Source organism: Brevundimonas sp. UBA5936 (genome assembly GCA_002430835.1).
Lineage (GTDB): Bacteria > Pseudomonadota > Alphaproteobacteria > Caulobacterales > Caulobacteraceae > Brevundimonas.
This window is the reverse complement of record DJDA01000143.1, coordinates 1-26,321: the sequence shown is the minus strand read 5'-3', so window position 1 is coordinate 26,321 and position 26,321 is coordinate 1. Positions and strand designations below refer to the sequence as shown.

General features: G+C 68.0%; 31 protein-coding genes. 23 read left to right on the top strand and 8 right to left on the bottom strand.

All coding sequences use genetic code 11. The annotated features are described in order from the left end of the window. The first annotated feature begins 315 nt into the window (after nucleotides 1-315). From B2Y21_RS14790 to B2Y21_RS14765, 6 genes are all read left to right on the top strand, one after another. Nucleotides 316-708 (top strand): energy transducer TonB, encoded by a 393-nt coding sequence (locus tag B2Y21_RS14790; RefSeq protein ID WP_292060581.1) that lies wholly within the window; start codon nucleotides 316-318, stop codon nucleotides 706-708. 142 nt (nucleotides 709-850) lie between these two features. Then, nucleotides 851-1,219: a 30S ribosomal protein S13 gene (gene rpsM / locus B2Y21_RS14785; protein ID WP_025978145.1), complete on the top strand. Its 369-nt coding sequence runs from the start codon at nucleotides 851-853 to the stop codon at nucleotides 1,217-1,219. Nucleotides 1,220-1,235: 16 nt separating this feature from the next. After that, complete coding sequence (gene rpsK / locus B2Y21_RS14780) at nucleotides 1,236-1,625, top strand: 30S ribosomal protein S11 (RefSeq protein ID WP_003164390.1); 390 nt, start codon at nucleotides 1,236-1,238, stop codon at nucleotides 1,623-1,625. An 88-nt stretch (nucleotides 1,626-1,713) separates the two neighbouring features. Continuing rightward, nucleotides 1,714-2,733 carry a DNA-directed RNA polymerase subunit alpha gene (locus tag B2Y21_RS14775; protein WP_003164391.1) on the top strand — a complete coding sequence of 340 codons (1,020 nt, stop codon included), beginning with the start codon at nucleotides 1,714-1,716 and terminating at the stop codon, nucleotides 2,731-2,733. Between the two features lie 114 nt (nucleotides 2,734-2,847). Continuing rightward, nucleotides 2,848-3,267 carry a 50S ribosomal protein L17 gene (gene rplQ, locus B2Y21_RS14770; protein ID WP_003164392.1) on the top strand — a complete coding sequence of 140 codons (420 nt, stop codon included), beginning with the start codon at nucleotides 2,848-2,850 and terminating at the stop codon, nucleotides 3,265-3,267. Between the two features lie 98 nt (nucleotides 3,268-3,365). Continuing rightward, nucleotides 3,366-3,839 (top strand): GNAT family N-acetyltransferase, encoded by a 474-nt coding sequence (locus tag B2Y21_RS14765; protein WP_292060577.1) that lies wholly within the window; start codon nucleotides 3,366-3,368, stop codon nucleotides 3,837-3,839. Nucleotides 3,840-3,846: 7 nt separating this feature from the next. On the opposite strand, the gene B2Y21_RS14760 is transcribed toward B2Y21_RS14765, so the two are convergent. Both B2Y21_RS14760 and B2Y21_RS14755 read right to left on the bottom strand, forming a co-directional pair. Beyond that, entirely contained in the window at nucleotides 3,847-4,710 is an 864-nt protein-coding gene (locus B2Y21_RS14760) for a hypothetical protein (protein WP_292060576.1), read from the bottom strand. After that, nucleotides 4,707-5,606, bottom strand: coding sequence for an ABC transporter ATP-binding protein (locus tag B2Y21_RS14755; RefSeq protein ID WP_292060575.1), 900 nt, complete (start codon nucleotides 5,604-5,606; stop codon nucleotides 4,707-4,709). The genes B2Y21_RS14760 and B2Y21_RS14755 overlap by 4 nt, the downstream gene beginning before the upstream one ends. A 103-nt stretch (nucleotides 5,607-5,709) precedes the next feature. On the opposite strand from B2Y21_RS14755, the gene B2Y21_RS14750 reads away from it, so the two are divergent. Then, on the top strand, nucleotides 5,710-6,945 hold the full coding sequence (locus B2Y21_RS14750) for an ectonucleotide pyrophosphatase/phosphodiesterase (RefSeq protein WP_292060573.1): 1,236 nt from the start codon (nucleotides 5,710-5,712) through the stop codon (nucleotides 6,943-6,945). Between the two features lie 66 nt (nucleotides 6,946-7,011). On the opposite strand, the gene B2Y21_RS14745 is transcribed toward B2Y21_RS14750, so the two are convergent. Continuing rightward, on the bottom strand, nucleotides 7,012-7,338 hold the full coding sequence (locus B2Y21_RS14745; protein WP_292060571.1) for a GIY-YIG nuclease family protein: 327 nt from the start codon (nucleotides 7,336-7,338) through the stop codon (nucleotides 7,012-7,014). A gap of 99 nt (nucleotides 7,339-7,437) precedes the next feature. Here B2Y21_RS14745 and B2Y21_RS14740 point away from each other — a divergent pair, with 99 nt between their 5' ends. Next, nucleotides 7,438-8,742 carry a TCR/Tet family MFS transporter gene (locus tag B2Y21_RS14740; RefSeq protein WP_292060570.1) on the top strand — a complete coding sequence of 435 codons (1,305 nt, stop codon included), beginning with the start codon at nucleotides 7,438-7,440 and terminating at the stop codon, nucleotides 8,740-8,742. Between the two features lie 95 nt (nucleotides 8,743-8,837). Next, complete coding sequence (locus B2Y21_RS14735) at nucleotides 8,838-10,226, top strand: Do family serine endopeptidase (RefSeq protein WP_125901583.1); 1,389 nt, start codon at nucleotides 8,838-8,840, stop codon at nucleotides 10,224-10,226. Between the two features lie 27 nt (nucleotides 10,227-10,253). Here B2Y21_RS14735 and B2Y21_RS14730 read toward each other — a convergent pair whose 3' ends face one another. Then, a complete protein-coding gene (locus tag B2Y21_RS14730; protein ID WP_003164400.1) occupies nucleotides 10,254-10,673 on the bottom strand; it encodes a VOC family protein in 420 nt (139 codons plus the stop codon). A gap of 69 nt (nucleotides 10,674-10,742) precedes the next feature. On the opposite strand from B2Y21_RS14730, the gene B2Y21_RS14725 reads away from it, so the two are divergent. The 5 genes from B2Y21_RS14725 to B2Y21_RS14705 all read left to right on the top strand — a co-directional run bounded on the left by B2Y21_RS14725 (nucleotide 10,743) and on the right by B2Y21_RS14705 (nucleotide 14,605). Continuing rightward, nucleotides 10,743-12,053 carry a replication-associated recombination protein A gene (locus B2Y21_RS14725; protein ID WP_292060568.1) on the top strand — a complete coding sequence of 437 codons (1,311 nt, stop codon included), beginning with the start codon at nucleotides 10,743-10,745 and terminating at the stop codon, nucleotides 12,051-12,053. Nucleotides 12,054-12,290: 237 nt separating this feature from the next. After that, on the top strand, nucleotides 12,291-12,731 hold the full coding sequence (locus B2Y21_RS14720; protein ID WP_292060567.1) for a hypothetical protein: 441 nt from the start codon (nucleotides 12,291-12,293) through the stop codon (nucleotides 12,729-12,731). A gap of 74 nt (nucleotides 12,732-12,805) precedes the next feature. Next, entirely contained in the window at nucleotides 12,806-13,249 is a 444-nt protein-coding gene (locus tag B2Y21_RS14715) for a hypothetical protein (RefSeq protein WP_292060566.1), read from the top strand. A 57-nt stretch (nucleotides 13,250-13,306) separates the two neighbouring features. Continuing rightward, nucleotides 13,307-14,032, top strand: coding sequence for an RluA family pseudouridine synthase (locus B2Y21_RS14710; protein WP_003164404.1), 726 nt, complete (start codon nucleotides 13,307-13,309; stop codon nucleotides 14,030-14,032). A 78-nt stretch (nucleotides 14,033-14,110) separates the two neighbouring features. Further along, on the top strand, nucleotides 14,111-14,605 hold the full coding sequence (locus tag B2Y21_RS14705) for a CC0125/CC1285 family lipoprotein (RefSeq protein ID WP_292060565.1): 495 nt from the start codon (nucleotides 14,111-14,113) through the stop codon (nucleotides 14,603-14,605). Between the two features lie 3 nt (nucleotides 14,606-14,608). Here the strand turns inward: B2Y21_RS14705 and B2Y21_RS14700 are convergent, their stop codons facing one another. Next, entirely contained in the window at nucleotides 14,609-15,046 is a 438-nt protein-coding gene (locus B2Y21_RS14700; RefSeq protein ID WP_292060563.1) for a DUF2214 family protein, read from the bottom strand. 43 nt (nucleotides 15,047-15,089) lie between these two features. Between B2Y21_RS14700 and crcB the strand changes: the two genes are divergently transcribed. Genes crcB through B2Y21_RS14675 form a run of 5 tightly spaced genes read left to right on the top strand, consistent with a single transcriptional unit; the run spans nucleotide 15,090 to nucleotide 19,441 of the window. Further along, the gene (gene crcB, locus B2Y21_RS14695; protein ID WP_292060562.1) at nucleotides 15,090-15,488 is read left to right on the top strand and encodes a fluoride efflux transporter CrcB; all 399 of its coding nucleotides are present in this window, start codon (nucleotides 15,090-15,092) and stop codon (nucleotides 15,486-15,488) included. Then, nucleotides 15,485-16,480 (top strand): RluA family pseudouridine synthase, encoded by a 996-nt coding sequence (locus tag B2Y21_RS14690; RefSeq protein WP_292060561.1) that lies wholly within the window; start codon nucleotides 15,485-15,487, stop codon nucleotides 16,478-16,480. The genes crcB and B2Y21_RS14690 overlap by 4 nt, the downstream gene beginning before the upstream one ends. Further along, complete coding sequence (locus B2Y21_RS14685) at nucleotides 16,477-17,982, top strand: putative 2OG-Fe(II) oxygenase (RefSeq protein ID WP_292060560.1); 1,506 nt, start codon at nucleotides 16,477-16,479, stop codon at nucleotides 17,980-17,982. The genes B2Y21_RS14690 and B2Y21_RS14685 overlap by 4 nt, the downstream gene beginning before the upstream one ends. Before the next feature lies 1 nt (nucleotide 17,983). Continuing rightward, nucleotides 17,984-18,670 (top strand): HAD-IA family hydrolase, encoded by a 687-nt coding sequence (locus tag B2Y21_RS14680; protein WP_292060558.1) that lies wholly within the window; start codon nucleotides 17,984-17,986, stop codon nucleotides 18,668-18,670. 9 nt (nucleotides 18,671-18,679) lie between these two features. Then, nucleotides 18,680-19,441, top strand: coding sequence for an ATP12 family chaperone protein (locus B2Y21_RS14675; protein WP_292060557.1), 762 nt, complete (start codon nucleotides 18,680-18,682; stop codon nucleotides 19,439-19,441). A 6-nt stretch (nucleotides 19,442-19,447) separates the two neighbouring features. Here the strand turns inward: B2Y21_RS14675 and B2Y21_RS14670 are convergent, their stop codons facing one another. Further along, nucleotides 19,448-20,206 carry a pseudouridine synthase gene (locus B2Y21_RS14670; protein WP_292060556.1) on the bottom strand — a complete coding sequence of 253 codons (759 nt, stop codon included), beginning with the start codon at nucleotides 20,204-20,206 and terminating at the stop codon, nucleotides 19,448-19,450. Nucleotides 20,207-20,513: 307 nt separating this feature from the next. Here B2Y21_RS14670 and B2Y21_RS14665 point away from each other — a divergent pair, with 307 nt between their 5' ends. Continuing rightward, complete coding sequence (locus B2Y21_RS14665; protein WP_292060555.1) at nucleotides 20,514-21,005, top strand: hypothetical protein; 492 nt, start codon at nucleotides 20,514-20,516, stop codon at nucleotides 21,003-21,005. Here B2Y21_RS14665 and B2Y21_RS14660 read toward each other — a convergent pair. Then, nucleotides 21,002-21,637 (bottom strand): DUF938 domain-containing protein, encoded by a 636-nt coding sequence (locus B2Y21_RS14660; RefSeq protein WP_292060553.1) that lies wholly within the window; start codon nucleotides 21,635-21,637, stop codon nucleotides 21,002-21,004. The genes B2Y21_RS14665 and B2Y21_RS14660 overlap by 4 nt on opposite strands. A gap of 210 nt (nucleotides 21,638-21,847) precedes the next feature. On the opposite strand from B2Y21_RS14660, the gene B2Y21_RS14655 reads away from it, so the two are divergent. Together B2Y21_RS14655 and B2Y21_RS14650 are read left to right on the top strand one after the other, a co-directional pair. Further along, nucleotides 21,848-23,692, top strand: a complete 1,845-nt coding sequence (locus tag B2Y21_RS14655) for a phosphoenolpyruvate carboxykinase (GTP) (RefSeq protein ID WP_292060552.1) — start codon at nucleotides 21,848-21,850, stop codon at nucleotides 23,690-23,692. Between the two features lie 52 nt (nucleotides 23,693-23,744). Next, a complete protein-coding gene (locus tag B2Y21_RS14650; protein ID WP_292060551.1) occupies nucleotides 23,745-24,767 on the top strand; it encodes an NAD(P)/FAD-dependent oxidoreductase in 1,023 nt (340 codons plus the stop codon). Here B2Y21_RS14650 and B2Y21_RS14645 read toward each other — a convergent pair. Beyond that, on the bottom strand, nucleotides 24,764-25,495 hold the full coding sequence (locus B2Y21_RS14645; protein WP_292060550.1) for an energy transducer TonB family protein: 732 nt from the start codon (nucleotides 25,493-25,495) through the stop codon (nucleotides 24,764-24,766). The two genes, B2Y21_RS14650 and B2Y21_RS14645, sit on opposite strands and share 4 nt — an antisense overlap. Before the next feature lie 149 nt (nucleotides 25,496-25,644). Between B2Y21_RS14645 and B2Y21_RS14640 the strand changes: the two genes are divergently transcribed. After that, nucleotides 25,645-26,321: transglycosylase SLT domain-containing protein (locus tag B2Y21_RS14640; protein WP_292060549.1), on the top strand; the 677-nt coding region annotated here is incomplete at its 3' end.

Here is a 26,321-nt window from a genome sequence, read left to right as displayed (position 1 = left end):
CCCGACCGTCCGTAACGAGTGAAGCCATGGCGCGGCGGCGCGGCGGAGATGTTGTCCGTTCAGAACCTCACCGCCTTTGTGCTTTTGGGCGTCGGTCGGCCCGAGCAGACCTTCGTGCCACCACAGCCCCTCATCATTGTCGATCTGGACCGACCCCGGCCGGTCGCACCGCCTCCGCCTCCCCCAGAGCCCGCGGCGTCCCAGGGCGGCGGCGCCCCGGCCGCGCCATCCGTCGTGCGCCCCGCGCGTCCCCGTCCTGAACCGCCAAAGCCGGAAGTCATTGCTCCGCCGCGTCCGGCCCCGGAGCAACCGCTGGTGATCGGCATTGCGCCCGAACCTGGCCCGACGCCTGGTCAGGGGCAGGGCGGGCAGGGGACCGGCAGCGGGGGCGGCAGCGGATCGGGCGTCGGTCCTGGCGTGGGCGACGGCCCGCCGCGTATCATTCGCGGCCCCACGGTGGGGGAGCTGCGGACGCTGCATCCGCGCGACGCCTTCCGCCAGCGGCGAGGCGGTCAGGCGACCCTGGCCTGCCGGGTGCGTCTCGACACCACTCTGAGCGATTGCCGCCTGGTCGACGAATCGCCGCCGGGGATGGGATTCGGTCAGGCGGCCCTTGCGGCCTCGCGTTATTTCCGCTTTCGTCCTGCAACGCAGAACGGAGCGCCGCTTGATGGTCGAGAGGTCCGGGTGGGGGTCGAATGGCCCTGAGCCAGCCTGCTCACGGCGCTTGCCCGTTGACGCATTGGGAATCCCCTGTATAAGGGCGGCCTTCCGCGAAGGGCGTACACGTTCCAGGTCTGTTGACCGGAGCGGTTTCTGCGTCTGAATTAACGCGTACTTGGAGAATTTCGTGGCCCGTATCGCAGGCGTCAACATTCCGACGAACAAGCGCGTTGAAATCGCGCTTCAGTACATTCACGGCATTGGCGCGCACAACGCCAAGGAGATCACGGCTAAGATCGGCATCGAGCCGGCTCGCCGCGTGAACCAGCTGACCGACGCGGAGATCCTGCAGATCCGCGAGACCATCGACCGCGACTTCACCGTCGAAGGCGACCTGCGCCGCGAGACGTCGATGAACATCAAGCGCCTGATGGACCTGGCCTGCTACCGCGGCCTGCGTCACCGTAAGGGCCTGCCGGTCCGCGGCCAGCGCACCCACACCAACGCTCGCACCCGCAAGGGTCCGGCCAAGCCGATCGCCGGCAAGAAGAAGTAAGAGAGAGGCCTGACCGATGGCTAAGGAACCGGGTCGCGTTAAGCGCCGCGAACGCAAGAACATCACCTCGGGCGTGGCCCACGTGAACGCTTCGTTCAACAACACCATGGTGACCATCACCGACGCTCAAGGGAACGCGATTTCCTGGTCGTCGGCCGGCCACATGGGCTTCAAGGGCTCGCGCAAGTCGACGCCGTACGCCGCTCAGATGGCTGCGGAAGACGCTGGCAAGAAGGCCGCCGAGCACGGCGTCAAGACGCTGGAAGTGAACGTCTCGGGTCCGGGTTCGGGCCGTGAGTCGGCCCTGCGCGCCCTGCAGGCCGTCGGCATGACGATCACGACCATTCGTGACGTGACGCCGATGCCGCACAACGGCTGCCGTCCGCCGAAGCGCCGTCGCGTCTAAGGTTCACGCCGCCTAACCCTTCTCCCGGCGGCTCCTGTTGTTCTGAACGTGAGAACACGGAGCCGTCGAAACCCGTTCGAGGGACTTTATGATCGAAAGAAACTGGCAAGAGCTGATCCGTCCCGAGAAACCGCAAGTCGAGGGCGGGTCTGACCCGCAGCACAAGGCGCGTCTGATCGCCGAGCCTCTCGAGCGCGGTTTCGGTGTGACGCTCGGCAACGCGCTTCGTCGCGTTCTGCTGTCTTCGCTTCAAGGCGCGGCGGTCACGGCCATTCAGATCGACGGCGTTGTGCACGAGTTCTCGTCGCTGGAAGGCGTTCGCGAGGACGTTGTCGACATCGTTCTGAACATCAAGCAACTGGCCCTGCGCATGCACGCAGAAGGTCCGAAGCGGATGACGCTGCGCGCCACGGGCCCCGGCCCGGTGACCGCGGCTCAGATCGACCTGCCGGCCGACATCGAGGTGCTGAACCCGGATCACGTGATCTGCACCCTGGATGACGGCGCTTCGGTCCGCATGGAACTGACGGTGCAGAACGGCAAGGGCTACGTCGCCGCCGAACTGAACCGCCCGGAAGACGCCCCGATCGGCCTGATCGCCGTCGACGCCCTGTATTCGCCGGTGAAGCGCGTCGCCTATCGCGTCGAGCCGACCCGTCAGGGCCAGTCGCTGGACTATGACAAGCTGATCCTGGAAGTTGAAACCAACGGTGCCGTCTCGCCGGTTGACGCTGTGGCTTACGCTGCGCGCATCCTGCAAGACCAGCTGCAGATCTTCATCACCTTCGATGAGCCGACCAAGGCTGTCGAGCAGTCGGACGGCAAGCCCGAACTGCCCTTCAACCCGTCGCTGCTGAAGAAGGTGGACGAGCTGGAGCTGTCGGTCCGTTCGGCGAACTGCCTGAAGAACGACAACATCGTCTACATCGGCGACCTGATCCAGAAGACCGAGGGCGAAATGCTTCGCACCCCGAACTTCGGCCGCAAGTCGCTGAACGAAATCAAGGAAGTTCTGGCGTCCATGGGCCTGAGCCTCGGCATGGACGTGCCGAACTGGCCGCCGGAAAACATCGAAGATCTGGCCAAGAAGTTCGACGACCAGATCTGATCATCAACCCTCCGCCCAGGTCCGTTGGATCGGTTGGGGCGGTTAGAATGAGAGGCCCCAGGTCTCGTCCGCCAAGTAGGGACGGGAAACCAGGGTTGAGTAGGAGAGACCCCGATGCGCCACGGCGCCGCCTATCGTAAGCTCGGCCGTACGGTCAGCCACCGCCAGGCCATGTTCGCCAACATGGCCGCCTCGCTGATCAAGCACGAGCAGATCACGACCACCCTGCCGAAGGCGAAGGAACTGCGTCCCTTCGTCGAGAAGCTGGTCACCCTCGCCAAGAAGGGCGACCTGCACGCTCGTCGTCAGGCCATCAGCGCCGTTCGCGACGTGCCGCAAGTCGGCAAGCTGTTCGACACGCTGGCCCCTCGTTACGCCGAGCGTAACGGCGGCTACATCCGCATCATGAAGGCGGGCTTCCGTCACGGCGACAACGCCGCGATGGCCGTGATCGAGTTCGTCGATCGCGACGTGGCCGCCAAGGGCCAGGACTCCGGTCCGGTCTTCGCCATCGAGGGCGACGACGAGGCCTGATCGGACCTTTCGGTCTGAACGAGATTGAAGGGCGGCTGGAGCGATCCAGCCGCCCTTTGTCTTGCGCGACGTTCGGCAGCGGCGCCATACAACGGCGCATGAGTGAGCCAGCGTTCCGCATCGTCGAGTTTTCGCCTGCCTATGCCGAGGCCTGGCGCGCGCTGAACGAGGCCTGGCTGGCCGAGGGCGGCTTCGCCGTCGAGGCTAAGGACCGCAAGGTGCTGGACGATCCGCAGGGGCAGATCCTGGCGCTGGGGGGCCGCATCTTCTTCATCGAGCGGGCGGGCGAGGCGGTCGGGTGCTGCGCCCTGATGGCGATGGAAGACGGGGGCTTCGAGGTCGCCAAGATGACGATTGCGCCTGTCGCGCGCGGGCAGGGTCTGTCGCGGCGCCTTCTGGAAGCGTGCGAGGCGGCGGCGCGCGAGACGAACGCGCCGCGTCTCTATCTGGAGACCAGCTCGACGCTGGGCCCGGCGCTGGCCCTCTATGACAGCTTCGGCTTTGTGCGCCTGCCGCCGCGCGAGACGCCCTATGTTCGCGCTGATGTCTTCATGGAGAAGACTCTGGGCTGATCTGGCCCTATTCCTTCGACAGATCCTGCCGCTGGAACCACCACAGGGCCAGGAAGAAGGGCGCGAAGCTCCAAAGCGCCAGCCCCGTGACCGCGCGCCAGACGGCGCCTGCCGGGATCAGCGCAGCCTCCATCCCGCCCTGGACTAGAACCTTCAGCAGTTCATAGCCCTCGCCGGGCAACAGCAGCATGGTCGCCCAATCGCCCATCTGCCAGCCGAACAGGGGGCTCAACTTGGCCAGGAAGAACTGGCCGACGCCGATGACCAGGGGCACGAACAGCGCCGCCAGCAGGGACCGCGTCACCGTCGCCGCTAGCAGGCCGAGCAACAGGAACTGCACCACCCGCACATAGGACAGCAGCGCCAGCAGGCCGAACGCCTGCGCCTCGTCGCCGCCGAATCCGAAGGTGAAGCTGCGTCCGAAGATCAGGCCCTTGGCGACATCGGCCCCCATGCTGGCGATCAACAGAAGGGCTAGCCCGGTCAAGGCCATCAGCTTGACGGCTCCGACCTTGCCCATGATCAGGTTCGGTCGGTTGTTGCGGGCCGTGATCAACCGCCAGGTCTCCCAGCGATAGTCGCCCGCGAACACGGTGGCGGCGCCGATCAGCAGGAAGGCCAGCACGCCGGGATGGGCCAAGCCGCCCGCCGCATCGACCAATGACTGGCCCAGGTCGACGGCGCTGGCGTTCAGCTTCAGCTCAGGCGGCAGGGTTTGCATCGCTCCGTCCATCTTGGACTGGAGGAACAGAAAGCCCCCGATCGCCAGCACGAGCGAGATCACGGGCACGAAGACGATGCTCCAGAACACGGCCGTACGGTTCTGCAACAGGCGCCAGGTTTCGGAGCGGATGGCGTCGGCCAGCATCATGCTAGGCCTCCTGCAGGCGAAGAGGTTTCGGTCATGAAGACGCTTTCCAGATCGGCGCCGACCCAACGGGCCTCGTCGATATCGACGCCCTGTTCGATCAGGGCGCGCAGCAGGGCAGGGGCCTCGGCGCGCGGCACGGCGGCCATGACGGCGTCGTCCTGAACGTTGCCGCGTTCGCCCAGCACGGCCATGACCTTGGCCAGGGGCGTGGCCGACAGACGCAGGCGCTCGCCCGAGGCGGTCAGGTCGCTGACCTTGCCCTCGGCCGCCAGCTTGCCCCGGTTCAGGATAGCCACGCGGTCGCAGACGCGCTGGACCTCCAGAAGCTGGTGGCTGGCCAGGATGATGGTCACGCCGTCGTCGTCGGCCAGACTGCGGATCAGGGCGCGCATCTCCTGGATGCCGGGCGGGTCCATGCCGCTGGTCGGTTCATCCAGGATGACCAGATCAGGGCGGGTCATCAGGGCGGCGGCGACGCCCAGCCTTTGCATCATGCCGACCGAGAAGCCGCGCACCTTGCGATCCGCCGCTTCGCTCAGGCCGACGCGCGCCAGCCATCGGTCCGTTTCGGCCTCTGCCCCCATCCCATGCGCCAGCGCCAGCCAGCGCAACGCCTGACGCGCGGTCAGATAGGGCGGATAGCGCGGCGTCTCGATCATGGAGCCCATGCGTCGGGTGACGGCTGGATCGCCGGTGTGCTGGCCCATCACCCGCACCTCGCCCGCCGTGGGCCGGATCAGGCCCAGCAGGATGCGGAACAGGGTCGACTTGCCCGCGCCGTTCGGCCCCAGCACGCCATAGACCCCGCCGCGCGGTATGCTGAGACTGAGGCCGTCCAGGGCGCGCACCGCGCCATAGGTCTTGGTCAGGCCGTTCGTTTCGATAACGCTGGTCATGAATCGCAGCGTGGCCCGTCAGCGAAAAACCGGCAAGCCGTCTTCTGTCTGTCGTGGATTAAGCTTAGGCAACATTCTCGAAAGCCTATGTCGGGAGCCTCTCATGTTTGATCGTCTGTTCGGGCTGGCGCGCGTCGCCGTCCTGACGCTGGCCGTCGCCGCCTGCGCCACTACGCCGCCCGCGCCGTCGGTCGAGACGGTTCAGGCGCCGAACGTCATCCTGATCTCCATCGACGGTTTCCGCGCGGACTATCTGGAACGCGGGGCGACGCCGGTGCTGGCGCAACTGGCGGCCGAGGGCGCGTCGGGGCCGATGAAGCCGTCCTTCCCCAGCGTGACCTTCCCCAACCACTACACCCTGGTCACGGGCCTGCACCCCGATCACCACGGCATCGTGGGCAACAACATGGTCGACGCCGAACTGGGCCGCTTCTCCCTAGGCAACAAGCAGGCGGTCACCGATCGCCGCTGGTGGGACCAGGGCGAGCCGATCTGGGTCTCGGCCGAGCGGCAGGGCGTGAAGACGGCCACCATGTTCTGGCCGGGGTCCGAGGCCGACATTCGCGGCGTGCGGCCCAGCTACTGGACGCCCTTCGACCAGTCGATGCCGGGCGACGCACGCGTGGATCAGGTGCTGACCTGGCTGGACCTGCCCGCCGCCCAGCGCCCGGCGCTGACCACCCTCTATTTCGATATCGTGGACACCATGGGCCACCACCACGGGCCGGATGCGCCGCAGACGCTGGAGGCCATGGCTTCCGTCGACGCCTCCATCGGCCGCCTGGTCGAGGGGCTGAAGGCGCGGGGCCTGTATGAAAACACCGTCCTGGTCGTGGTGTCGGATCACGGCATGGCGGCGACCTCGCCCGAGCGCGTGACTGTGCTGGACGACATCATCGATCCGGAGGCGGTGCAGATCGTCTACGGCGGCCCCGTCACCTTCCTGAACCCTGTCGCCGGTCGCGAGGCCGAGGTGGAGCAGGCTCTGCTAGGCTCGCGCCCGCACCTGGACTGCTGGCGCAAGGGCGAGATTCCTGCGCGCCTGGTTCTGGGCTCCAACCCGCGCGTCTCGGCCATTGTCTGCGCCTCCGAGCCGGGCTGGCTGCTGGCGACCCGTGCGCGACCGGTGACGAAGCCGGGCGGCGCCCACGGCTATGACAACGCCGCGCCTGAGATGCAGGCGATCTTCATCGCCCACGGCCCCGGCGTCATCGCCGGACGGCGGCTGCAGAACCTGGACAGCGTCGACGTGCAGCCTTTCCTGGCTCGCCTTCTGGGCGTGACCGCGCCGCGTGGGGATGGCCGGCCGGAGGACACGCTGGCGGTGACGCAGCGCTGAGCAGGCTACCAAGACACGTCACCCTCGGGCTTGTCCCGAGGGCCCATGCTGGGGGACGCACGTTGATCAGGGGGCGTGCCGCCATACCGGCGACGCGAACCATGCAGCAGCCAAATCTTCCCAGTGCGGGTTTTCGCACTCAATCAGGTTGAGCTTCCAGTCGCGAAGATAGCGCTTCAGCGCCTTTTCACGGCGGATCGCGTCCGTGATCGCCTCAAAGGCCTCATACCAGACCAGCCGCTTCAGCCCGTGCTCTCTGGTGAAGCCGGGAAATGTCCCGTCCCTGTGCTGCTGAACGCGCTGAACGAGATTGCTGGTTACGCCGACATACAATGTCCCCTGGGGCCGGTTGGCCATCATGTAGGCGGCGATGAAAGGGCGTTCGTTCGACATTGAGGTCGAGCTTGCTGCGGCATGGGCCCTCGGGACAAGCCCGAGGGTGACGAATAGTAGGTTGCCCTCTAAAACGACGCTCCACCTTCGCGAGCCTTCATGTCCCTGCATCAGCCCAAGGTCCGCCGCGCGGCGATCGCCTTCATCCTCGTGACTGCGGTGCTGGACATCGTGGCCATGGGGATCGTCATTCCGGTCCTGCCCCATCTGATCGAGGAGTTCGTCGGGTCGAACGCGCGCGCGGGCCTGCTGAACGGGGTGTTCGTGGCCCTGTGGGCGGGGATGCAGTTCCTGGCCTCGCCGGTGATCGGCTCGCTGTCGGACCAGTATGGGCGCCGCCCGGTCATCCTGCTGAGCTGCGCCGGGCTGGCGGCGGACTATGTGCTGATGGCGCTGGCGCCGAACCTGTGGTGGCTGGCGGTCGGGCGGCTGGTGGCGGGCGTCACCTCGTCCAGCTTCACAACCATCTACGCCTATATGGCCGACATCACCGAGCCCGAGAAGCGCGCCCGCGCTTACGGCCTGATCGGCGCCGCCTTCTCGGGCGGATTCGTGCTGGGGCCGGTTCTGGGCGGCTTCCTGGGCGAGTTCGGGCCGCGCGTGCCCTTCTGGGTGGCGGGCGCCCTGTCGGGCGTGGCCTTCCTGTACGGCCTGTTCATCCTGCCGGAGAGCCTGCCGCTGGAGAAGCGGATGCCCTTCAGCTGGCGCCGCGCCAACCCGGTCGGGGCCATGATCCTGCTGAAGCGTCACGCCGAGCTGGCGGGCCTCGCGGTCGTGAACTTCCTGCTTTACTTCGCCCACCACGTGTTTTCGGCGGTCTTCGTCCTTTACGCCGGGCTCCGCTACGGCTGGGGGCCGTGGCAGGTCGGGGCCTTGCTGGCCATGGTCGGGGTGCTGGACATGATCGTTCAGGGCGTTCTGGTCGGACCGGCGTCCAAGCGGTTCGGCGACCGGGCGACCATGATTTTCGGCCTGTGCGGCGGGGCGGTCGGCATCGCCCTGATGGGCTGGGCGCCGACGGGCGTCGCCTTCATCGTGGCCATGTTCCCCAACGCCCTGTGGGGCCTCGCTATGCCGACGCTTCAGTCCCTGATGACCCGCCGCGTCGGCGAGAGCGAGCAGGGCCAGCTGCAGGGCGCGAACATGAGCGTCGCCTCCATCGCCGGCGTGGCCTCGCCCCTGTTCTTCGGCTGGATCTATTCAGTGTCCGTGGGCGAGGGCGGCGGGCGGGCGGCGGCCTGGTTGTCGGATCGCGGGCTGCCCGCGGTGTCCGCTGCGGCCGACGCCCTGCTGTCCGAGCCGGGGCTGGCCTTCTATCTGGCCTCCGTCGTGTTGGCGCTGGGCGCCTTGATCGGCTTCTTGACCGCGCGACGGGCGGAACGGGACGAGGTCACGTCCGTTTGATCGCCGCCGCGCCCCGGACTGAAAGACGGCCTTGATCCTGTCGAAAAGCCGAGGCGGAATGGATGCAACGCCCAAGCTTGTAGAACCGGGACGAGATGAAGACTTCCAGACTGGCCATCGCCGCCGCCCTGATCCTGTCCGCCTGCGGTCAGCCGCAGCCCTCCAAGGCGCAGGAAGGCGTCTTCGCCGAACAGCCCCGCGTCGCCCCGCGCGACGCCGGATCGCTGAAGACCAGCTTCGCCCCCGTGGTGCGTGAGGCCGCGCCCGCTGTGGTGAATATTTCCGCGCGCGGCGTCCAGCGCGTGCGCGATCCCTTCTTCGAACTGTTCGGCGGCGGGCCGCAGTCGCGCGTGACCGGCTCCATCGGTTCGGGCGTCATCGTGCGCCCGGATGGGATCGTCGTGACCAACAACCACGTCATCCAGAACATGCAGGAAATCCGCGTCACCCTGAATGACCGGCGCGAATATCCGGCCAAGGTGCTGCTGGCGGACGAACGATCCGACATCGCCGTGCTGCAACTCGAAAACCTGGACGGCGACCTGCCGGTCCTGCGCATCGACGATCAGGAGCAGCAGCAGGTCGGCGACCTGGTCCTGGCCATCGGCAACCCGTTCGGCGTCGGCCAGACCGTGACCAACGGCATCATCTCGGCCCTGAACCGGACCGAGACGGGCATCAGCGATTCCGGCTCCTTCATCCAGACCGACGCGCCCATCAATCCGGGCAATTCGGGCGGCGCCCTGGTCGACATGGACGGCGACCTGATCGGCATCAATACGGCCATCTTCTCGCGCACCGGCTCTTCGACGGGCGTGGGCTTCGCCGTGCCGGCCACCATGGTGAAGCGGGTGGTGGATTCCGCCGTCGGCGGCGCCAAGTCGGTCGAACGCGCCTGGCTGGGCGTCAAGGGCGACACGGTCAGCTCCGACATGGCCCGCAGCCTGGGGCTGGATCGACCGCAGGGTCTGATGGTCACCGACGTCTACGCCGGAGGCCCCGCCGCCCGCGCGGGTATCGAGCAGGGCGACGTCATCACCGCCATCGACGGCGCTGAGGTCAACGATCAGGGCGGTCTGAACTTCCGCGTCGGCACGCGCTCGCCGAACGACACCGTGGCCGTGACCGTCCTGCGCGACGGCCGGACGCAGACGCTGAACGCGCGCGTCTCGACCCTGCCGGGTGACGCTGATCCAGGGCAAGGCTCGGTCGTGGGGCAGGGCGCCCTGGCCGGGCTTCAAGGCGTGGCGCTGAACCCGGCGCTGGCCGACCGACTGGGCGGGGATCCCTTCACCAGCGGCGTGGTGGTTACAGGCCTGCAACGCAACAGCATCCCGGCCCGTATCGGCCTGCGTCCCAATGATCTGGTGGTGCAGATTGACGGCCGCGCTGTCACCACGGTCGCCGCCCTGGGCCGCGCACAGCGGGGCTCGGAGCTGACCATCGTCCGCAACGGACGTCGGTTGACGGGGCGCCTGCCCTAAGGCGCGGCGCCCGCCGCAGAGGGGCGGTCAGCCCTTCTGCGGTCCGCCGATGCTCCACAGGTGACCGAACGGGTCGCGGAGCTGGCCGTAGCGGTCGCCCCAGAACTGGTTCTCCAGCGGCATGACCGGAATGGCGCCGTTGACCAGGGCGCGGCCCCACCATTCGTCGGCGTCGTCGACCTGAAGATGCAGGCTGACGCCGACGGGCTTGATGTCGGCCTCGCCGGTCCATTCGGGGAATTCGTCGGCCAACATGACGCTGCCGCCGTTGATGCGCAGATGGGCGTGCAACAGGCGCTCGCCGTCCTCAGCCGGCATCCGCATGACTTCCTCGGCCCCGAAGGCGCGGGCGTAGAATTCGATCGCTGCGGCGGCCCCGCGCGAGGGAATGGTCAGGTGGGGCGTCACCCCGCCGCGCGGTCCCTGGTCAGGCTTGGCTTCAGTCATGCGATTCCTCCTCAACGAGGCGTTGTAGCGGGTGCAGTCGCCCGAACGAACGCCTATCTAGAGCGTTCCATGACTGATTTGTTCGAAGCCTCCGGCATTCATCCTCCCGACGCGCCCCTGGCCGACCGTCTGCGCCCGCAGGCGCTGGATCAGGTGGTGGGCCAGGATCATCTGTTGGGCGAGGGCGGGCCGATCCGCCGGATGATCGAGGCCGGGCGTCTGGGCTCCATGATTCTGTGGGGGCCGCCGGGCACGGGCAAGACGACGATCGCCCGCCTGCTGGCCAAGGCGGCGGGCTATGAATACCAGTCGATCAGCGCCGTCTTCTCGGGCGTCGCCGACCTGAAGAAGGCGTTCGAGGCCGCGCGGATGCGCCGGGCGGCGGGGCAGCAGACCCTGCTGTTCGTCGACGAGATTCACCGCTTCAACCGCGCCCAGCAGGACGGTTTCCTGCCCTTCGTGGAGGAGGGGATCGTCACCCTGGTCGGCGCGACCACGGAGAACCCCAGTTTCGAGCTGAACGGCGCCCTGCTGTCGCGATCGCAGGTCTATGTGCTGAAACGGCTGGACGACGCCTCGCTGGATCTGCTGCTGGACCGCGCCGAGGCGCTGATGGACATGCGCCTGCCGCTGACGCCTGAGGCGCGCCAGGCCATGCTGGCCCTGGCGGACGGCGACGGTCGCTATCTGCTGACCATGTCCGAGGTGCTGTTCGACCTGCAGGATGTCGAACCGCTGGATGTGCAGGCCCTGGCAGGCGTGCTGCAGAAGCGAGCGCCCGCCTACGACAAGTCGCGCGAGGAGCACTACAACCTCATCTCGGCCCTGCATAAGTCGGTGCGCGGGTCGGACCCGGACGCGGCGCTCTACTGGCTGGCGCGGATGCTGAACGGGGGCGAAGACCCGCTGTATCTGGCGCGCCGCATCGTGCGCATGGCGGTCGAGGACATCGGTCAGGCCGACCCCCTGTCCATCCTGGTCGCCAATGCGGCCAAGGACACCTACGACTTCCTCGGCTCGCCTGAGGGGGAGCTGGCGCTGGCGCAGGCCGTGGTCCATCTGGCCACAGCGCCCAAATCGGTTGGGATCTACGAAGCCTTCAAGGCGGCGAAGAAGGCGGCGCACGAGACCGGCTCCCTGATGCCGCCGGCCCATATCCGCAACGCCCCTACCAAGCTGATGAAGTCGTTGGGCTACGGCAAGGGCTATCAATACGATCCCGACACGCCCGAGGGCTTCTCCGGCGCCGACTTCTTCCCCGACGAGATGGAGCGCCGCACCTTCTACAGGCCCAAGGGCGAAGGCCATGAGCAGAAGGTCAAGGCGCGCCTGGAACGCTGGGCGGCGATGCGGGCGCGGATGCAGGCGGATAAGGCGTAGCGCCTACCGCTCGCACACTGCCTTCTAGCCATCATCCTCACCCTCTAGCCGTCATCCTCGGGCTTGACCCGAGGATCCAGTCGTCCGCCTGCGCGACGTTAATGGGGCTAGCGCGGCCCGAACTCGATCTCGGGTTAAGCCCGAGGATGACGGAGCGAAGAGAAAGCCAGTGAACGACGTTCATTGTGGCGCGCGTCCTAGAAGGGTAGGCTGAACCTTCCAACTGCGGAGGCGGCTATGGTCGGTGTTCTGCGGCGTATATCGACGCCCTGGCATGTGTGGCTGGTCGGCGTGCTGTCCTTCCTGTGGAATGCGCTTTTCGTCTGGCAATGGATGCTGCAGGTGACGGGTGATCCAGCCTATTGGGCCGGGATGACCCCGGCCGAAGCCGCCTACCTTCGCGCCGTGCCGTTATGGACCGATGTTGCGGTCGGGGTCGCCTTCTGGGGCGGGCTGCTGGCGGCGGTGCTGCTGCTGTTCCGGCGACGCCAGGCGACGATGCTGTTCGCCATCGCCCTGATCGCCATGCTGGCGGACACGACCTACATCCACTTCATGAGCAATGGGCGCGAGATCATGGGGCCCGTCGGCGTGGCGTTCGGCTTGGTCATCATCGCCGTCCTGGTCGCCCAGACCGCCTATTGCGCCTGGATGGGCCGACGCGGCGTGATCGCCTGAGGGGCAGGCGGAAGCCCTTGTTGCATCGGTCTATTTCGGCGTAGTTTTCGGTTCTCAAGGCTCTGGGGGGAAGAATGATGGTCGATATTTCGAAGCGTCCGGCGGCGCCGTGGCATCTGTGGGCCATCGCCGCAGCCTCGGTGGTCTGGAACGGCGTCGGCGTCTGGCAGTGGTATCAGAAGGTGACGGGAGCCGCCGCCTACTGGAGCGCGCTGACGATGGAGCAGGTGGCCTATCTGCGCGGCGCGCCGATGTGGACCGATGTGGCTTTCGGCGTGGCGGTGTGGTGCGGCCTGCTGGGCGCGCTGATGCTGCTGCTTCGTCGGAAGTTGGCGTTCAACGCCTTCGTTGCGGGTCTGATCGCCATGTTGGCGCACGCCGTCTATGTGCTGGCGTTCAGCAACGGGCGTGAAGTCATCGGTGCGGGCGGCGTGGCGTTCACCCTGGTCGTCACCCTGATTTTCGTCATCCAGATCGCCTATGCCCACTGGGCGCGCCGCAAGGGCCTGATCCGCTGATCGCCAAGGCCTGATGGGCATGGCGAAGCGGGGCGCGCTCGGCTAAAGGCTCGGCGGGTGAAAACCCGCCAGCCCGTATCCCTGACCGAAGATGAAATCGCCGCCGTCCGTTCCTGGGTGGTGCATGAAGACGCGCATCTGATCGCCTTCAACAAGCCGTCGGGCCTGTCCAGCCAGGGCGGCCGCATCCAGGCCAACACCCTGGACGACCTGCTGTGGGCCTTCGCCCGCTCGAACGGCAAGCGCCCGGAACTGGTGCATCGGCTCGACCGCGACACCTCGGGCGTCATCCTGGCCGCTAAGACCAAGCCCGCCGCCGGTTTCTTCGGCAAGGCGATGCAGATGCGCAAGTTCCAGAAGACCTATCTGGCGCTGGTCGCGGCCGCGCCGGAGCCCAAGTCCGGTCGGATCACCTCGGCCCTGCGGCGCGAAGAGATCGGCCGTGAAAGCTATATGCGCGTTGTGGATTTCGATGCGCCGGGCGCGCAAGGCGCCGCCAGCGGCTATCGCACCCTGGCTTCTAGTGAAGACGGGGCGGTGGTCGAGCTGTCGCCCGAGACGGGGCGGATGCACCAGCTTCGGGTTCATATGGCCTCCATCGGTCGCCCGCTGGTCGGCGATGTCCGCTATGGCGGCGCCCTGACCTTCGCCGGGCGCGCGGCGCCGCGCTTGATGCTGCACGCGGCGAAACTCAGCTTTCCTCACCCCGACGGCGGCCGTGTAACGGTCGAGGCGCCGGAACCAGAAGATTTCGCGGCCCTGCGCGCGGCGGCGGGGCTGTAGGGGCTTCATCCCCTGTTCAGCTTCACCGCGGAACAATCCGGCTCGCCCGTGCGCTGTTCGGGCGTGGGAGACACGCGCATGAAACGCCTCGCCATCGTCACGATCGCCGCCTCGGCCCTGGCGCTCTCGGCCTGCGCCAGCCTGGCGCCCTACGGTCGTCAGATGGGGCCGAACGGGCAGGGCTACTCCGAACAGCAGATCGAGCGTGACCGTTTCCGCGTCAGCTACAACGGCGTCGGCGCGCCCGGTCCGGTGGCGGACATGGCTCTGTTCCGTGCGGCTCAACTGACGACCGAGCAGGGCTATGACTGGTTCGAGGTGACGCAGCGCTGGATCGACGGCCGCCCCGACAGCGCGGGCGGCGTGCGGCCCAGCGTCTCCATCGGCGCGGGCACGGGCCGTTACGGCGGCTGGTCGTCATCGGGCGTCGGCGTCGGCCTGGGCTTCGATCTCAGCGGGCCGCAGCCGACCTCGACCACCCTGGAGATCGTCATGGGGCGCGGCCAGCGCCCGGATCGCCCTGAGGCCTATGACGCGCGCGGGGTTCAGGACGCCATCCGCCCGCGCCTGTAAGGCCTAGAACGGCCAGCGCGCCATCGCCGCCGCGAAGGCCAGCAGCGGAACCAGCAGCAGAATCTCCAGCCCGACCGCGCGTCGCGCCGCAATCAGCTCGGCCTGCGGCGGGACATAGCCGGGCGCGGCCCGCGCCGCCTTGCGCCACTTCAGGATCGTCAGCGTCGGCCGGATCGAGATCAGGCCGATCAGGGCGAAAGTCGCGATCTTGGCCCAGAAGAAGGGGTTGGCTTCATAGAAGGCCCAGCCCTTGCCGCCCATCACCCGTCCGACCCCGACCAGAATGATCAGCAGGGCCGTGACCCCATAGCCCGCGTCCAGTCCGGCCAGTCGCTTCACCGGCGGTTGCGCCGTGCGCAGCAGCGCCAGTTCCGACGCCAGCATGACGATCAGGCCCAGGAACAGCAGGTGATGCAGGATGGCGAGGACAAGGTCGTGCATGGCGGCCTTCGCAAATGAGGTCGGAACAGTATATGCCGCCAGCATGACACGTTTCTTGCTGGTTGCGATCGGCGGCGGCCTGGGGGCGATGGCGCGCTATGGGCTGGGGCTGGCCGTGGGCCGCCTGGCGCCGGGCGCGGCCTGGCCGTGGGCGACCCTGACCGCCAATGTCGCGGGCGGCCTTCTGATGGGCATGCTGGTCGGCTGGCTGGCGTTGAGGGCGGGCGCGGGGCAGGAGAGCATCCGCCTGTTCGCCGCTGTCGGCGTGCTGGGCGGCTTCACGACCTTTTCGGCCTTTTCACTGGAAGCGGCCCTGATGATCGAACGCCGTGAAATCGTCTCGGCTTTCGTTTATGCGGCGGGTTCGGTGGTTCTCGCCATCGCCGCTCTGTTCGTCGGCCTGATGATCGCGCGCAAACTGTTTACCGGAGTGGGCGCATGAGCCGCGAAGTCCAGACCCTCTATGTCGCCGAGGATGAAGACGACATCCGCTTGGATCGCTGGTTCAAGCGCCGCTGGCCGCACCTGACCCACATCCAGGTCGAGAAGATGGCTCGCAGCGGCCAGATCCGCGTCGACGGCTCACGCGTTAAGCCGCAGGACCGCCTGACCGCGGGCGCCGCCGTGCGCGTGCCGCCGCTGCCCGAGGCCAATCCGCGCAAGCCCGGCGACCTGCACGAATTGACCGAGCGCGACATCGCCTACGCCAAGTCGCTGGTGCTGTACGAAGACCACATGGTCATCGCCCTGAACAAGCCGCACGGCTTGGCTGTGCAGGGCGGGACCAAGACGACAAAGCACGTCGACCGCCTGCTGTCGGCCTGGGGCGAGGGGATGAACCGGCCGCGTCTGGTTCACCGTCTGGACCGCGACACCTCGGGCGTGCTGCTGCTAGGCAAGGGGCCGGAGGCGGCCAAGCGTCTGGCCGGCGCCTTCGCCCGGCGTCAGGCCAAGAAGACCTATTGGGCCATCGTCATCGGCAACCCCAAGCCTTCGGCCGGTCAGATCGACATGGCGCTGAAGAAGACCGGCATCAACGACTTCGAGATGATGCGCCCGGCCGAGCCCAAGGACCCCAAGGGCGAGCCGGCAGAAACCGCCTTCGCCACCGTCAGCCGCGCCGCCCACCGCGCGGCGTGGATGGCGCTGCGCCCCTTCACCGGCCGGACGCACCAGCTGCGCGCCCACATGGCCGCTATCGGCCATCCGATCCTGGGCGATCCCAAATACGGCGACGACAAATCGCGCGAACTGTCCGGCCCGCTGAAGCTGCAGCTTCACGCCCGCCGCATCGAACTGGACCACCCCGGCGGCGGCAAGCTGATCGTCGAGGCTCCGCTCAGCCCCGAGATGAAGGCCGGTTTCAACCATTTCGGCTTCTCCGAGGATGAGGCTGACGAAGACCCCTTCGAGGGCGTGCGACGGATGCGATGAACACAGGCGCGGCGGTCCAGATGCGGCTTCAGCGCGCCCAGGCGCTGGCGGCTCAGGGAGATCTGGTCGGGGCTCTGGCTGTTCTGGAGCAGGCGTCGCCGGGCGAGCGGGCGGGGGTTCAGTCGTTTCAGGTCGATCTGCTGAAGGCGCTGGACCGCAAGGAGGAGGCCCTGGTCATCCGCCGCGCCCAGGCGGCCGCCACGCCCGGCAGCGTCGTCGCGCAGCATAATCTGGCCAGTTCTCTGGGCGACACCGGCCGCAACCTCGAGGCCGTCGAGGCGGCGCGGCGGGCCTTCGCCAACGGCGGTGATGCGCCTGAGACCTGGTTGGTGCTGGCCCGCGCCCTGTCTGCCTGCGCGCGTCATGACGAGGCGGACGACGCCTATCGCCAGGCCTTGAAGCGTAGGCCCGTCTATGGCGACGCCGTGCGGGAGCTGGCGCAACTGATCTGGATGCGCGGCGGAGGTCGTGAGGCTGCGGCGGCGCCGGTGCTGGATGCGCTGAAGGCTGCGCCTGGCGGCGCCGAACTGCTGACCTGTCTGGCGGTGGTCCTGATGTATGGCGGCGCCGATCCGCGCGAAGCCTGGGGCGAGTTGACCCGTCGCGCGCGCGACGGCGGCGTGCGGGCCGCGATGGTCGAGATGGCGGCAGGCCAACTGGCGTTGAAGTTCGATCCGGCGCTGGCCGTGGATCACGCGCGCGCGGCGACGCAGGCGGCGCCGAACACGCTCGAGCCTTGGACCAATCTGGCCGAGGCCATGCTCGCCTCTGGCGATCCCGATGGGGCGCTGGAGATCCTGCGCCAATTATTGGCTGCGCCCACCCCGGATCAGAAGGTTCTGGCTCTGCACGCCACGGCCAGCCGCCTGAAGGGGCAGGCGGATCCCCTGGGGCTGGATGATCTGGAGGGGCTGGTCGGCGCTCTGAGCATTGATACGCCGCCCGGCTGGAGCGACCTGGCGGCCTACCTGGCCGACCTCAAGACGGCCCTGCTGGCGCAACACGCCTATCAGAACCACCCGCTGGGCCAGAGCCTGCGGCACGGAACGCAGACGCCGGTGGACCTGACTCTGGTCGACGATCCGGTCATCCGCGCCTTCTTTACCGCCATCGACGGGCCGATCCGCCGTCATCTGGCGCGGTTGGGGCAGGGCGAGGATCCTGTTCGCGCCCGAAACTCTGGAAACTATCGGCTGAAGGGCTGCTGGTCGGTGCGGTTGGCGCCGGGCGGTTTCCACGAACACCATATTCATCCCAAGGGCTGGTATTCCTCGGCCTGCTACATCGATGTGCCGCCGGTGGTCGAGGCGGGCGGGCGCGAAGGCTGGCTGGCCCTGGCCCAGCCGCCGTTCCCGACCTCGCCGTCGCTGGAGCCGCTGCGGTACGAGAAGCCGGAGCCGGGCAAGCTGGTGCTGTTCCCGTCCTGCCTGTGGCACGGCACCGTGCCTTTCAGCGGCGACCAGCCGCGCCTGTCCGTCGCCTTTGACATCGTACCAGCCTGATATGATCGCTTCCGACGCTCCGCTCGCCGTTTTCGACATCGACGGCACCCTGGTCGATAGCCGGGCCTCGATCCATCGCGCGGCCTGCGAGGCGGCGCAGGCTCTGGGCTTGCCCGAGCCTGAATATGATCGTGTGCGTCAGATCGTAGGCCTGAGCCTGCATCACGCCCTGCACGTGCTGGAGCCGTCGCTGACCGACGCCGAACTGGCGGATTTCGTCGCCGCCTTTCAGGCCAGTTTCCGCGCCATGTATGAGGCGGGTCATGAAGAGCCGCTCTATCCCGGCGTCATGGAGACCTTGCGGCGGTTGAAGCGCGACGGCTGGCGGCTGTCGCTGGCGACCGGCCAGAACCGGCGCGGCGTGGCCCGCAACTTGGCGCGGCCCGAATGGAGCGATCTGTTCCTGTCCAGCCACTGCGCCGAGGACGGGCCGGGCAAGCCGGACCCGGCCATGCTGCGCGCCGCGATGGCCGCCTGCGAGGCCGACATCGCCTCGACCGTCATGATCGGCGACACCAGCCACGACATCGCCATGGCCGTGGCGGCGGGCGTGCATCCGCTGGGCGTCGGCTGGGGCTTCCATACGGTGGAGGAGCAGGCGGCCGCAGGCGCGCTGCACATCGCCGACGATTTTCCTGACCTTGAGGCGGCGCTCGATCGTTTCGCCTCGACCAAGCTTTTCGTCTAGAAGTTCAGCATGTCCCACATTCCCCCGCTTGATCCCAACGTCGCCGCCCAGAAGGGCTTTCGCGAGTCCGAAGAGCGCATCAAGCGTTTCTGGAAGGCCGCCGAGGTCGAGGCCCGCGACGGCGGCTGGGTCGTCCTGCTGGACGGCCGCGCGCCCAAGACGCCGGCCGGAAACGCCATCGTCCTGCCGACCGAGGCGGCGGCTCGCCTCGTGGCCGACGAGTGGAACGCCCAGGGCGAGCATCTGACGCCCGCGATCATGCCCGCCACCCGTCTGGCCTCGACCGCCATCGACCGGGTCAGCCAGACGCGCGGACCTGTGGCCGAAGAGATCGCCCGCTACGCCGGGTCCGACGTGCTCTGCTATCTGGCCGAGACGCCGTCGGGCCTGATCGAGCGCCAGCAGGCGGAATGGGGGCCGTGGCGCGACTGGGCCGCCCGCGAACTGGGCGTCGAACTGCATACGGTCGAGGGGATCATCCATCGGCCGCAGGCGCCGGAGGCTCTGGCGCGTGTCGAGGCGCTGGCGCTGGCGTTGGACGATTTCGCCCTGACCGGACTGGCGACGGCCGTGCCCCTGTTCGGATCGGCGGTGCTGGGGCTGGCGGTGCAGCGCGGGGCGCTGGCGGGCGAGGCGGCGCTGGACCTGTCGCGTCTGGACGAGGCCTTCACCGAAGAGCTGTGGGGCGTGGACGAGGAGGCGGCTGCCCGCACCAGCGCTCACCGCGCCGAAGCGACCTTGTTGCAACGCTGGTTTGAGGCGTTGCGCTGAGGCGGCTCAGCCCTTGATCAGCGCCGTGCGCTCGACCGACGTCAGCATCCGCCAGCGGCCTTCCGGCAGGTCGCCCAGCTTCACTGGGCCGATGCGGATGCGATAGAGGTCGACGACCTCCAACCCGACCAACTCGCACATGCGGCGGATCTGGCGGTTGCGGCCTTCGCGCAGGATGAAACGCAGGCGTTGCGGCTCCATCTGGGTGACGCGGGCGGGCTTCAACTGGCGGCCGTCCAGCTCCAGGCCGTGGCGCAGTTTGGTCAGCTTGGCCTCGGTCACAGCGCCGGCGACGCGGACCAGGTATTCCTTGTCCAGGTCCGATTGAGGGCCGATCACCGCCTTGGCCACCACGCCGTCTGACGACAGCATCAGCAGGCCGCGCGAATCCTCGTCCAGCCGCCCGACCGGGGGCAGGGAGGCGTCGCGGGCGGGCGTCTCGCCCTCGCCGATCTTGTTGGCTGTGGTCAGCAGACGCACGGCCGGAACCTTGCCCGGCTCGGGCTGGCCCGAGACGTATCCGACCGGCTTGTGCAGCAGGATGGCGACGCCCGCCGCCAGCGCCGCCTCGCCCGTGTCGTTCAGGGTCAGGGTCTGGCCCGGCTCGATCTTGCGGCCCGCGTCGCGCACCACCTCGCCGTCGATGCTGACCAGTCCCTCGGCGATCAGGCCCTCGGCCTCGCGGCGCGAACAGACGCCGGTCTGGCCTAGCCACTTGTTGATGCGGACGGGTTCGTCGCCGTCGTAGGTACGGGTGAAGGCCATGGCCGGACTGACTCTCTGCGATGCGATCGGCTGTGTAGGGCGGGCGCGCGCTCTCAGGCAAGGTCGTCGCTTGCGCGCCCGCGCTCAGATTTTCTGCGGTGGCGGATCAGGTCACGTTTTCGTCGTCAAGTTGACCTTGAGCATCATAAGCCTATATCAGCAGTCACCCTGATGATTTTGATGCGTCCGCTTCCGATCGATTCGGATTGCGACGTTTGCCGTGTCTGATCTGATTTCGGCGTGCAGGGCGTGACGATAACTTTAAATCGTCTACGGATATTGATCGATAACCTTCGAAGGAGACGTTTTGTACGCTCAAAGCAAGTCTGCGACCGCCCCCCGTTCTCGCCAATACGGCAATCGCCCCACGCCGACCCGCCTGCGCTTCGGTCTGATCATGCGCAAGGGCATGGATTTCGGCGAACTGGGCGACATGGAAACCGCCCTGCGCTTTGAAGGCGTTTCCCTGGCCCCGATCTCGACGGGCGAGGGCAGCCTGATGTCCGGCGGGCTGACGGTTCTGGCGACGGCGACGGCTGACGACATCAGCGGCGGCCGTGTTCAGGGCGTGGTGGTTCCGGGCGGCGTGTCGGACGAAGCCGGCCTGGTGCAGGTCAAGGCGCTGGTGAACCTGGCCAAGGCGCAGGGCCTGCCGGTTCTGGCCTTCGCCGACGGCGTGGCTGTGGCGGCTGAAATCTTTGGCCAACCGGCTGATGCGCCGGGCGCTGCCTTCCGCGACGGCAAGGCCGCCCTGTTGAACGACCGCGCCGAACTGACGGCTGTGGTCGCCGCCATCTAAACCCGGCGGAAGATCAGGCTCAGGTTGTTGGCGGGCATGGTCCGCCGCAGCGTCAGGGCCAGGCCATGCGACCGGGCGAGCGCTTCGACCTCGCCCCGGTCGCGCAGGCCCCATGCGGGATCGCGCGCTTTCAGGCTGTCGTCGAAGGCGGCGTTGGACGGGGCCAGCGCAACCTCGGCCTCGCGATAGGGGCCGTACAGATACAGCAGGCCGCCGGGGCGCGTCAGCAACCGTTCCGCCAGCCGCATCAGGCCTTCGGCCGCCGACCACGGGCTGATGTGGACCATGTTGATACAGACGATGGCGTCCAGCGGCTCTGACGGCCAACTGGCGTCATCCAGCATGTCGACCGCCTGTGCGGGCCGCAGATTCGCCGCGCCCGTTTTCGCCCGGCATGCCTCAATGCTGGCCCGCGCCTCCGCGCTGGGATCGCTGGGCGTCCAGTCCAGGCCGGGCAGGGCGGTTGCGAAGGCGACGGCGTGCTGGCCCGATCCGGCGGCGATCTCCAGCACCCGGCCCTGAGCGGGCAGATGGGCGCGCAGCACCTCCAGTATGGCCGCGCTGTTGCGTTCAGCCGCAGGCGAGATCAGGGCGCTCGGGAAGCCGTCCGGCGTCGACTTTACAGAATCCATCGTCTTCACGCCGAAGGAGATACCCCTTGGGACGCGCTCTGACGATTTAAATGTGCGTGCGGATGGGGCGAGCCGGATAACGGGGGAATGAAACGTGCAGTGGTTGACCTTACGTCCCTTGGGGTTCATTGGCCCCCGTTACACAGCGTGATCAGCTTATTGCGTGACGGCGACGACAGATCGCTGCGCGCAGCTTCAGGAGAGCAAGACGTGACGCAATCGATTCCCGGACTCCATCCGGCGCCGACCGAACACAAGGCCCTCGTCGCCTGGGTGGAGCAGATCGCCGCCCTGACCAAGCCTGACCGTGTTCACTGGTGCGACGGCTCGGCCGCCGAGAAGTCCGCCATCGTCGCCGATCTGATCGGCAAGGGCACGCTGAAGGAGCTGGATCAGGCCAAGCGCCCCGGCTGCTATTACGCCGCCTCGGACCCCAAGGACGTGGCCCGCGTCGAGAGCCGCACCTTCATCTGTTCCGAAGACGCCGCCGACGCCGGCCCGACCAACAACTGGTCCGACCCGGTTGAAATGCGCGCCCGTCTGGACGGCCTGTTCGACGGCTGCATGAAGGGCCGCACCATGTATGTGGTGCCGTTCTGCATGGGCCCGCTGGGCTCCAAGATCTCCGCCCTGGGCGTCGAGATCACCGACAGCGGCTATGTCGCCGTGTCGATGGGCGTCATGACCCGCATGGGCAAGGGCGCGCTGGACATGCTGGGCGCTGACGGCGTCTTCGTCCCCGCCGTCCACACCCTGGGCGCGCCGCTGGCCGACGGTCAGGCCGACGTGGCCTGGCCCTGCAACGACGACAAGTGGATTGTCCACTTCCCCGAAACGCGGGAAATCTGGTCCTACGGCTCGGGCTACGGCGGCAACGCCCTGCTGGGCAAGAAGTGCTACGCCCTGCGCATCGCCTCGATCATGGCCCGCGACGAGGGGTGGCTGGCCGAGCACATGCTGATCCTCAAGCTGACCAGCCCCGAGGGCGTGTCGAAATACGTCGCGGCGGCCTTCCCGTCGGCCTGCGGCAAGACCAACCTGGCCATGCTGCAACCGGCGCTGGACGGCTGGAAGGCCGAGACGGTCGGCGACGACATCGCCTGGATGCGCTTCGGCGACGACGGCCGTCTGTACGCCGTGAACCCGGAAGCGGGCTTCTTCGGCGTGGCGCCGGGCACCAGCCGCAACACCAACAAGAACGCGCTCGAGACCCTGACGCGCGACACCATCTTCACCAACGTGGCGCTGACCGCTGACGGCGACGTCTGGTGGGAAGGCCTGTCGAAGGAAGCGCCGGAAGGCCTGACCAACTGGAAGGGCCAGCCGCACGATCCGGCTTCGGGCGAGCCTGCGGCGCACCCGAACTCGCGCTTCGCCGTCTGGGCCGGTCAGTGCCCGTCCATCGCACCTGAGTGGGAAGACCCCGCGGGCGTGCCGATCGACGCCATCCTGTTCGGCGGCCGCCGCGCCTCGGCCGTGCCGCTGGTGACGGAAGCCTATGACTGGGAGCACGGCGTCTTCATGGGCTCGACCGTGGCCTCCGAAGGCACTGCGGCGGCCGAGAACAAGGTCGGCGAGCTGCGCCGCGACCCCTTCGCCATGCTGCCCTTCTGCGGCTACAACATGGGCGACTACTTCGGCCACTGGCTGAAGATGGGCGAGAAGGCCGATGCGTCGAAGCTGCCGCGCCTGTTCTTCGTCAACTGGTTCCGCAAGAACGAGGACGGCAAGTTCGTCTGGCCGGGCTTTGGCGACAACGCCCGCGTGCTGAAGTGGATCGTCGAGCGCCTGGAAGGCCAGGCCGAGGCCGTGGACACCCCGGTCGGCCGCGTGCCGTCCAAGGCCGCGCTGGACCTGTCGGGTCTGACGCTGACGGACGCCGATCTGAAGATCCTGCTGGACGTCGACGCCGACGTCTGGACCGAGGAAGCCGCCCTGATCCCCGCCTTCTACGAGAAGTTCGGCGATCGCCTGCCCAAGGCCCTGTGGGGCCAGCACGCCGCCCTGACCAAGCGTCTGGAAGAGGCGCGCGCGGCCAAGCTGGCGGCTGAATAAAAGACCGTCCTCAACGGTTGAAATCGGGGCGCGGGAGGTCGAAGGACTTTCCGTGCCCCTTTTCAATTCTCCTGAACCCTCCTTCGACGCCGTGGTCATCGGCGCGGGCGCTTTGGGCCTGTGCGCGGCGGCGGAGCTGAGGCGGCGCGGACGCCGCGTGGCGGTGGTCGATCCGGGCGGCGTCAACGCCTCGGCCGTGGCGGCGGGCATGATTGCGCCCGCCATGGAATGCGCCATCGACGACCTGTCGCTGGAGACGGCCGGAGTGTTGCGCCGCGCGCGCGACCTGTGGCCCGCCTTCGCAGAGGCGACGGGCGTGCGCCTGTATGGCGAGCTGGCGGAATGGCGCGGCGGCGATGTCGTCGATCTGGCGGCGCGGATGAAGACGCTGGGCTTCCAGCATCAGTATGACGCTGACTCAGCCCGCCTGACGACGCATGAGGATGCGAAGGTCGATCCGCTTCAGGCGCTGGCGGCGCTGGCGCAGGGGCTGACGGTGATCGCGGCGCGAGCGTTGCGCATGGCGCCGGACGGGCCGGGCTGGCGGGTTGAGACGACGACGGGCGCCGCGCGCGCTGATCATCTGATCCTGGCCACGGGCGCCGACTCGGCGCTGGAGGGCCTGCCGCTCGAAGCGCGCGCGGCCGTCGCCTGCATCACGCCCATTCGCGGCCAGATCGGTCTGGTGAAGGAGAGGCTGGTCGATCACGTCGTGCGCGGGCCGGGCGCCTATGTCGCGCCGATGGGCGAGGGCAGCGTGATCGGGGCGACGATGGAGCCGGGCGAGCGCTCGGTGACGCCCGACGCCGCACGCTGCGAGGCTATGCTGGCAGACGCATGGAAGGTGCTGGGCCAGACGCCGCGTCCCTTGACGATCGACTGGCGCGCGGGGGTGCGCGGCACGACGCCGGACGGCCTGCCGATGGCCGGACAGGTCGCGCTGGGTCTTCATGTCGCGCTGGGGCCGCGCCGCAACGGCTGGCTGCTGGGGCCGCTGGTCGGCGCGGTTGTGGCCGACGCGACAGAGGGCCGGCCCGTCGCCGAGCCGCCCCTCCATCCCTCGCGGTTCGTTTAGTCCTTAGGCAGGTCGAAGCGGATCGCCATGGTGACGCGCGCGCCGTCGACGGCCTGTCCGTCCACCGTGCGCGGGCTGAGGCGGAAGTAACGGCTCAGGCTCACCGCCGCCCGCCCGAAGCCCTGATTGCCGGGTGTTTCCGAGGTGACGGAACAGCCGGTCAGGCTGCCGTCCACCCGCACCAGGCAGGACAGTTCGGCCATCCCGCCGATCCCACGCGCTTCGGCCGCCGAGGGATAGGCGCGCATCAGTTGATCCGCCGTCGGCTTCCGCACCCAGTCGGGTTGGGTGATGACGGGAACCGGCTTGGGCGGTTCGGGCGTGATCGTCGTTCCGGCCGCAGGCTCGGTCGCAGGTTCGGTCAGGTTGATGACCGGCCCGGCGTCATGGCTGACCACGGGGGCGACCGGAACCTCCAGCGGGGCGACGTCGCTGGGCATGATCTGCGTCGGCCGGTGGATCGGCGGCGTCGGCGCGGGCGAGGCCGTCTTCGGCTCAGGCGGTTTGACCCTGGGCGTCAGCTCCACGATCGTCGTGGGCAGGTCTTCCAAGGACGCAGGGGCGTCGGCCAGTTCGAAGCGTTGCTGATACAGCCAGACGCCGGCGCCGACATGCACCAGAGCCGAGGCGGTGATCATCGCCCACACCCATCGGGGCAGGGGCTTCTTGCGTTGCTGGAAGTCGAGGGGGCTGACCACGCCGTGGCCCCCGGCGATACGCATCATCATGACTTACGCGCCTCCTGTCGCAGGCCCTCCCCAGCACCCACGGAACGAAGTTCGCGCTTCGCTTGCGGCCTTATTGTGGCGCTTGGAATTGTTAACGGCGGCGGTGTTGCGTTAAGGTTTCGTTTACCGAGGTTAGCGACCGTTCACACATGACCGTGAAAGCGATTCCATCATCCGGCGGCGTGGAGGCGGCCATTCGGCGCGCCTCGACTTCGACGGGCGTGGACTTCGATTTCCTGATGAAGACCGCGCGCCGTGAAAGCGCGATGAATCCCAATGCGCGGGCGCCGACGTCTTCAGCCTCGGGCCTGTTCCAGTTCATCGAGCAGACCTGGCTGGGCACGGTGAAACGGCACGGCGCCAAGCACGGCTACGGCCAGTACGCCGACCTGATCTATCAGGGCGGCGACGGGCGCTGGCAGGTGCGCGGCTCGGCTCGCAACGTCGTGCTGGACCTGCGCTTCGATCCTCAGGCCGCCTCGACCATGGCGGGGGAGCTGACGGCCTCGAACGCGGCCTATCTGCGCGGACGCACGGGACGCGAGCCGGGGGCGGGCGACCTGTACGCCGCGCACTTCCTGGGCCCGGCGGGCGCGGCCAAGCTGCTGGAGGCGGTGCAGTCGCGGCCGCAGACCAGCGCGGTCGCCCTGTTCGCCGAAGCGGCCTCGGCCAACCGTTCGATCTTCTATCGCAACGGCCGAGCGGCGACGGCGGCCGAGGTGCACGCCAATCTGCAGCGCACGGCGGGCGAGGCCTTCCCGGCGGTCGGCGCCGGCAGCGGCGGCGCGGCCAAGGCGGCGCCGGAACTAAGCGAAAAGGACCGGAT

Excerpts from the sequence above, each read along its gene's own strand:
- rpsK (WP_003164390.1), top strand. The coding sequence starts at position 1,236 with ATGGCTAAGGAACCGGGTCGCGTTAAGCGCCGCGAACGCAAGAACATC.
- B2Y21_RS14775 (WP_003164391.1), top strand. The coding sequence starts at position 1,714 with ATGATCGAAAGAAACTGGCAAGAGCTGATCCGTCCCGAGAAACCGCAA.
- rplQ (WP_003164392.1), top strand. The coding sequence starts at position 2,848 with ATGCGCCACGGCGCCGCCTATCGTAAGCTCGGCCGTACGGTCAGCCAC.
- B2Y21_RS14765 (WP_292060577.1), top strand. The coding sequence starts at position 3,366 with ATGAGTGAGCCAGCGTTCCGCATCGTCGAGTTTTCGCCTGCCTATGCC.
- B2Y21_RS14760 (WP_292060576.1), bottom strand. The coding sequence starts at position 4,710 with ATGATGCTGGCCGACGCCATCCGCTCCGAAACCTGGCGCCTGTTGCAG.
- B2Y21_RS14755 (WP_292060575.1), bottom strand. The coding sequence starts at position 5,606 with ATGACCAGCGTTATCGAAACGAACGGCCTGACCAAGACCTATGGCGCG.
- B2Y21_RS14750 (WP_292060573.1), top strand. The coding sequence starts at position 5,710 with ATGTTTGATCGTCTGTTCGGGCTGGCGCGCGTCGCCGTCCTGACGCTG.
- B2Y21_RS14745 (WP_292060571.1), bottom strand. The coding sequence starts at position 7,338 with ATGTCGAACGAACGCCCTTTCATCGCCGCCTACATGATGGCCAACCGG.
- B2Y21_RS14740 (WP_292060570.1), top strand. The coding sequence starts at position 7,438 with ATGTCCCTGCATCAGCCCAAGGTCCGCCGCGCGGCGATCGCCTTCATC.
- B2Y21_RS14735 (WP_125901583.1), top strand. The coding sequence starts at position 8,838 with ATGAAGACTTCCAGACTGGCCATCGCCGCCGCCCTGATCCTGTCCGCC.
- B2Y21_RS14730 (WP_003164400.1), bottom strand. The coding sequence starts at position 10,673 with ATGACTGAAGCCAAGCCTGACCAGGGACCGCGCGGCGGGGTGACGCCC.
- B2Y21_RS14725 (WP_292060568.1), top strand. The coding sequence starts at position 10,743 with ATGACTGATTTGTTCGAAGCCTCCGGCATTCATCCTCCCGACGCGCCC.
- B2Y21_RS14720 (WP_292060567.1), top strand. The coding sequence starts at position 12,291 with ATGGTCGGTGTTCTGCGGCGTATATCGACGCCCTGGCATGTGTGGCTG.
- B2Y21_RS14715 (WP_292060566.1), top strand. The coding sequence starts at position 12,806 with ATGATGGTCGATATTTCGAAGCGTCCGGCGGCGCCGTGGCATCTGTGG.
- B2Y21_RS14705 (WP_292060565.1), top strand. The coding sequence starts at position 14,111 with ATGAAACGCCTCGCCATCGTCACGATCGCCGCCTCGGCCCTGGCGCTC.
- B2Y21_RS14700 (WP_292060563.1), bottom strand. The coding sequence starts at position 15,046 with ATGCACGACCTTGTCCTCGCCATCCTGCATCACCTGCTGTTCCTGGGC.
- crcB (WP_292060562.1), top strand. The coding sequence starts at position 15,090 with ATGACACGTTTCTTGCTGGTTGCGATCGGCGGCGGCCTGGGGGCGATG.
- B2Y21_RS14690 (WP_292060561.1), top strand. The coding sequence starts at position 15,485 with ATGAGCCGCGAAGTCCAGACCCTCTATGTCGCCGAGGATGAAGACGAC.
- B2Y21_RS14685 (WP_292060560.1), top strand. The coding sequence starts at position 16,477 with ATGAACACAGGCGCGGCGGTCCAGATGCGGCTTCAGCGCGCCCAGGCG.
- B2Y21_RS14680 (WP_292060558.1), top strand. The coding sequence starts at position 17,984 with ATGATCGCTTCCGACGCTCCGCTCGCCGTTTTCGACATCGACGGCACC.
- B2Y21_RS14675 (WP_292060557.1), top strand. The coding sequence starts at position 18,680 with ATGTCCCACATTCCCCCGCTTGATCCCAACGTCGCCGCCCAGAAGGGC.
- B2Y21_RS14670 (WP_292060556.1), bottom strand. The coding sequence starts at position 20,206 with ATGGCCTTCACCCGTACCTACGACGGCGACGAACCCGTCCGCATCAAC.
- B2Y21_RS14660 (WP_292060553.1), bottom strand. The coding sequence starts at position 21,637 with ATGGATTCTGTAAAGTCGACGCCGGACGGCTTCCCGAGCGCCCTGATC.
- B2Y21_RS14645 (WP_292060550.1), bottom strand. The coding sequence starts at position 25,495 with ATGATGATGCGTATCGCCGGGGGCCACGGCGTGGTCAGCCCCCTCGAC.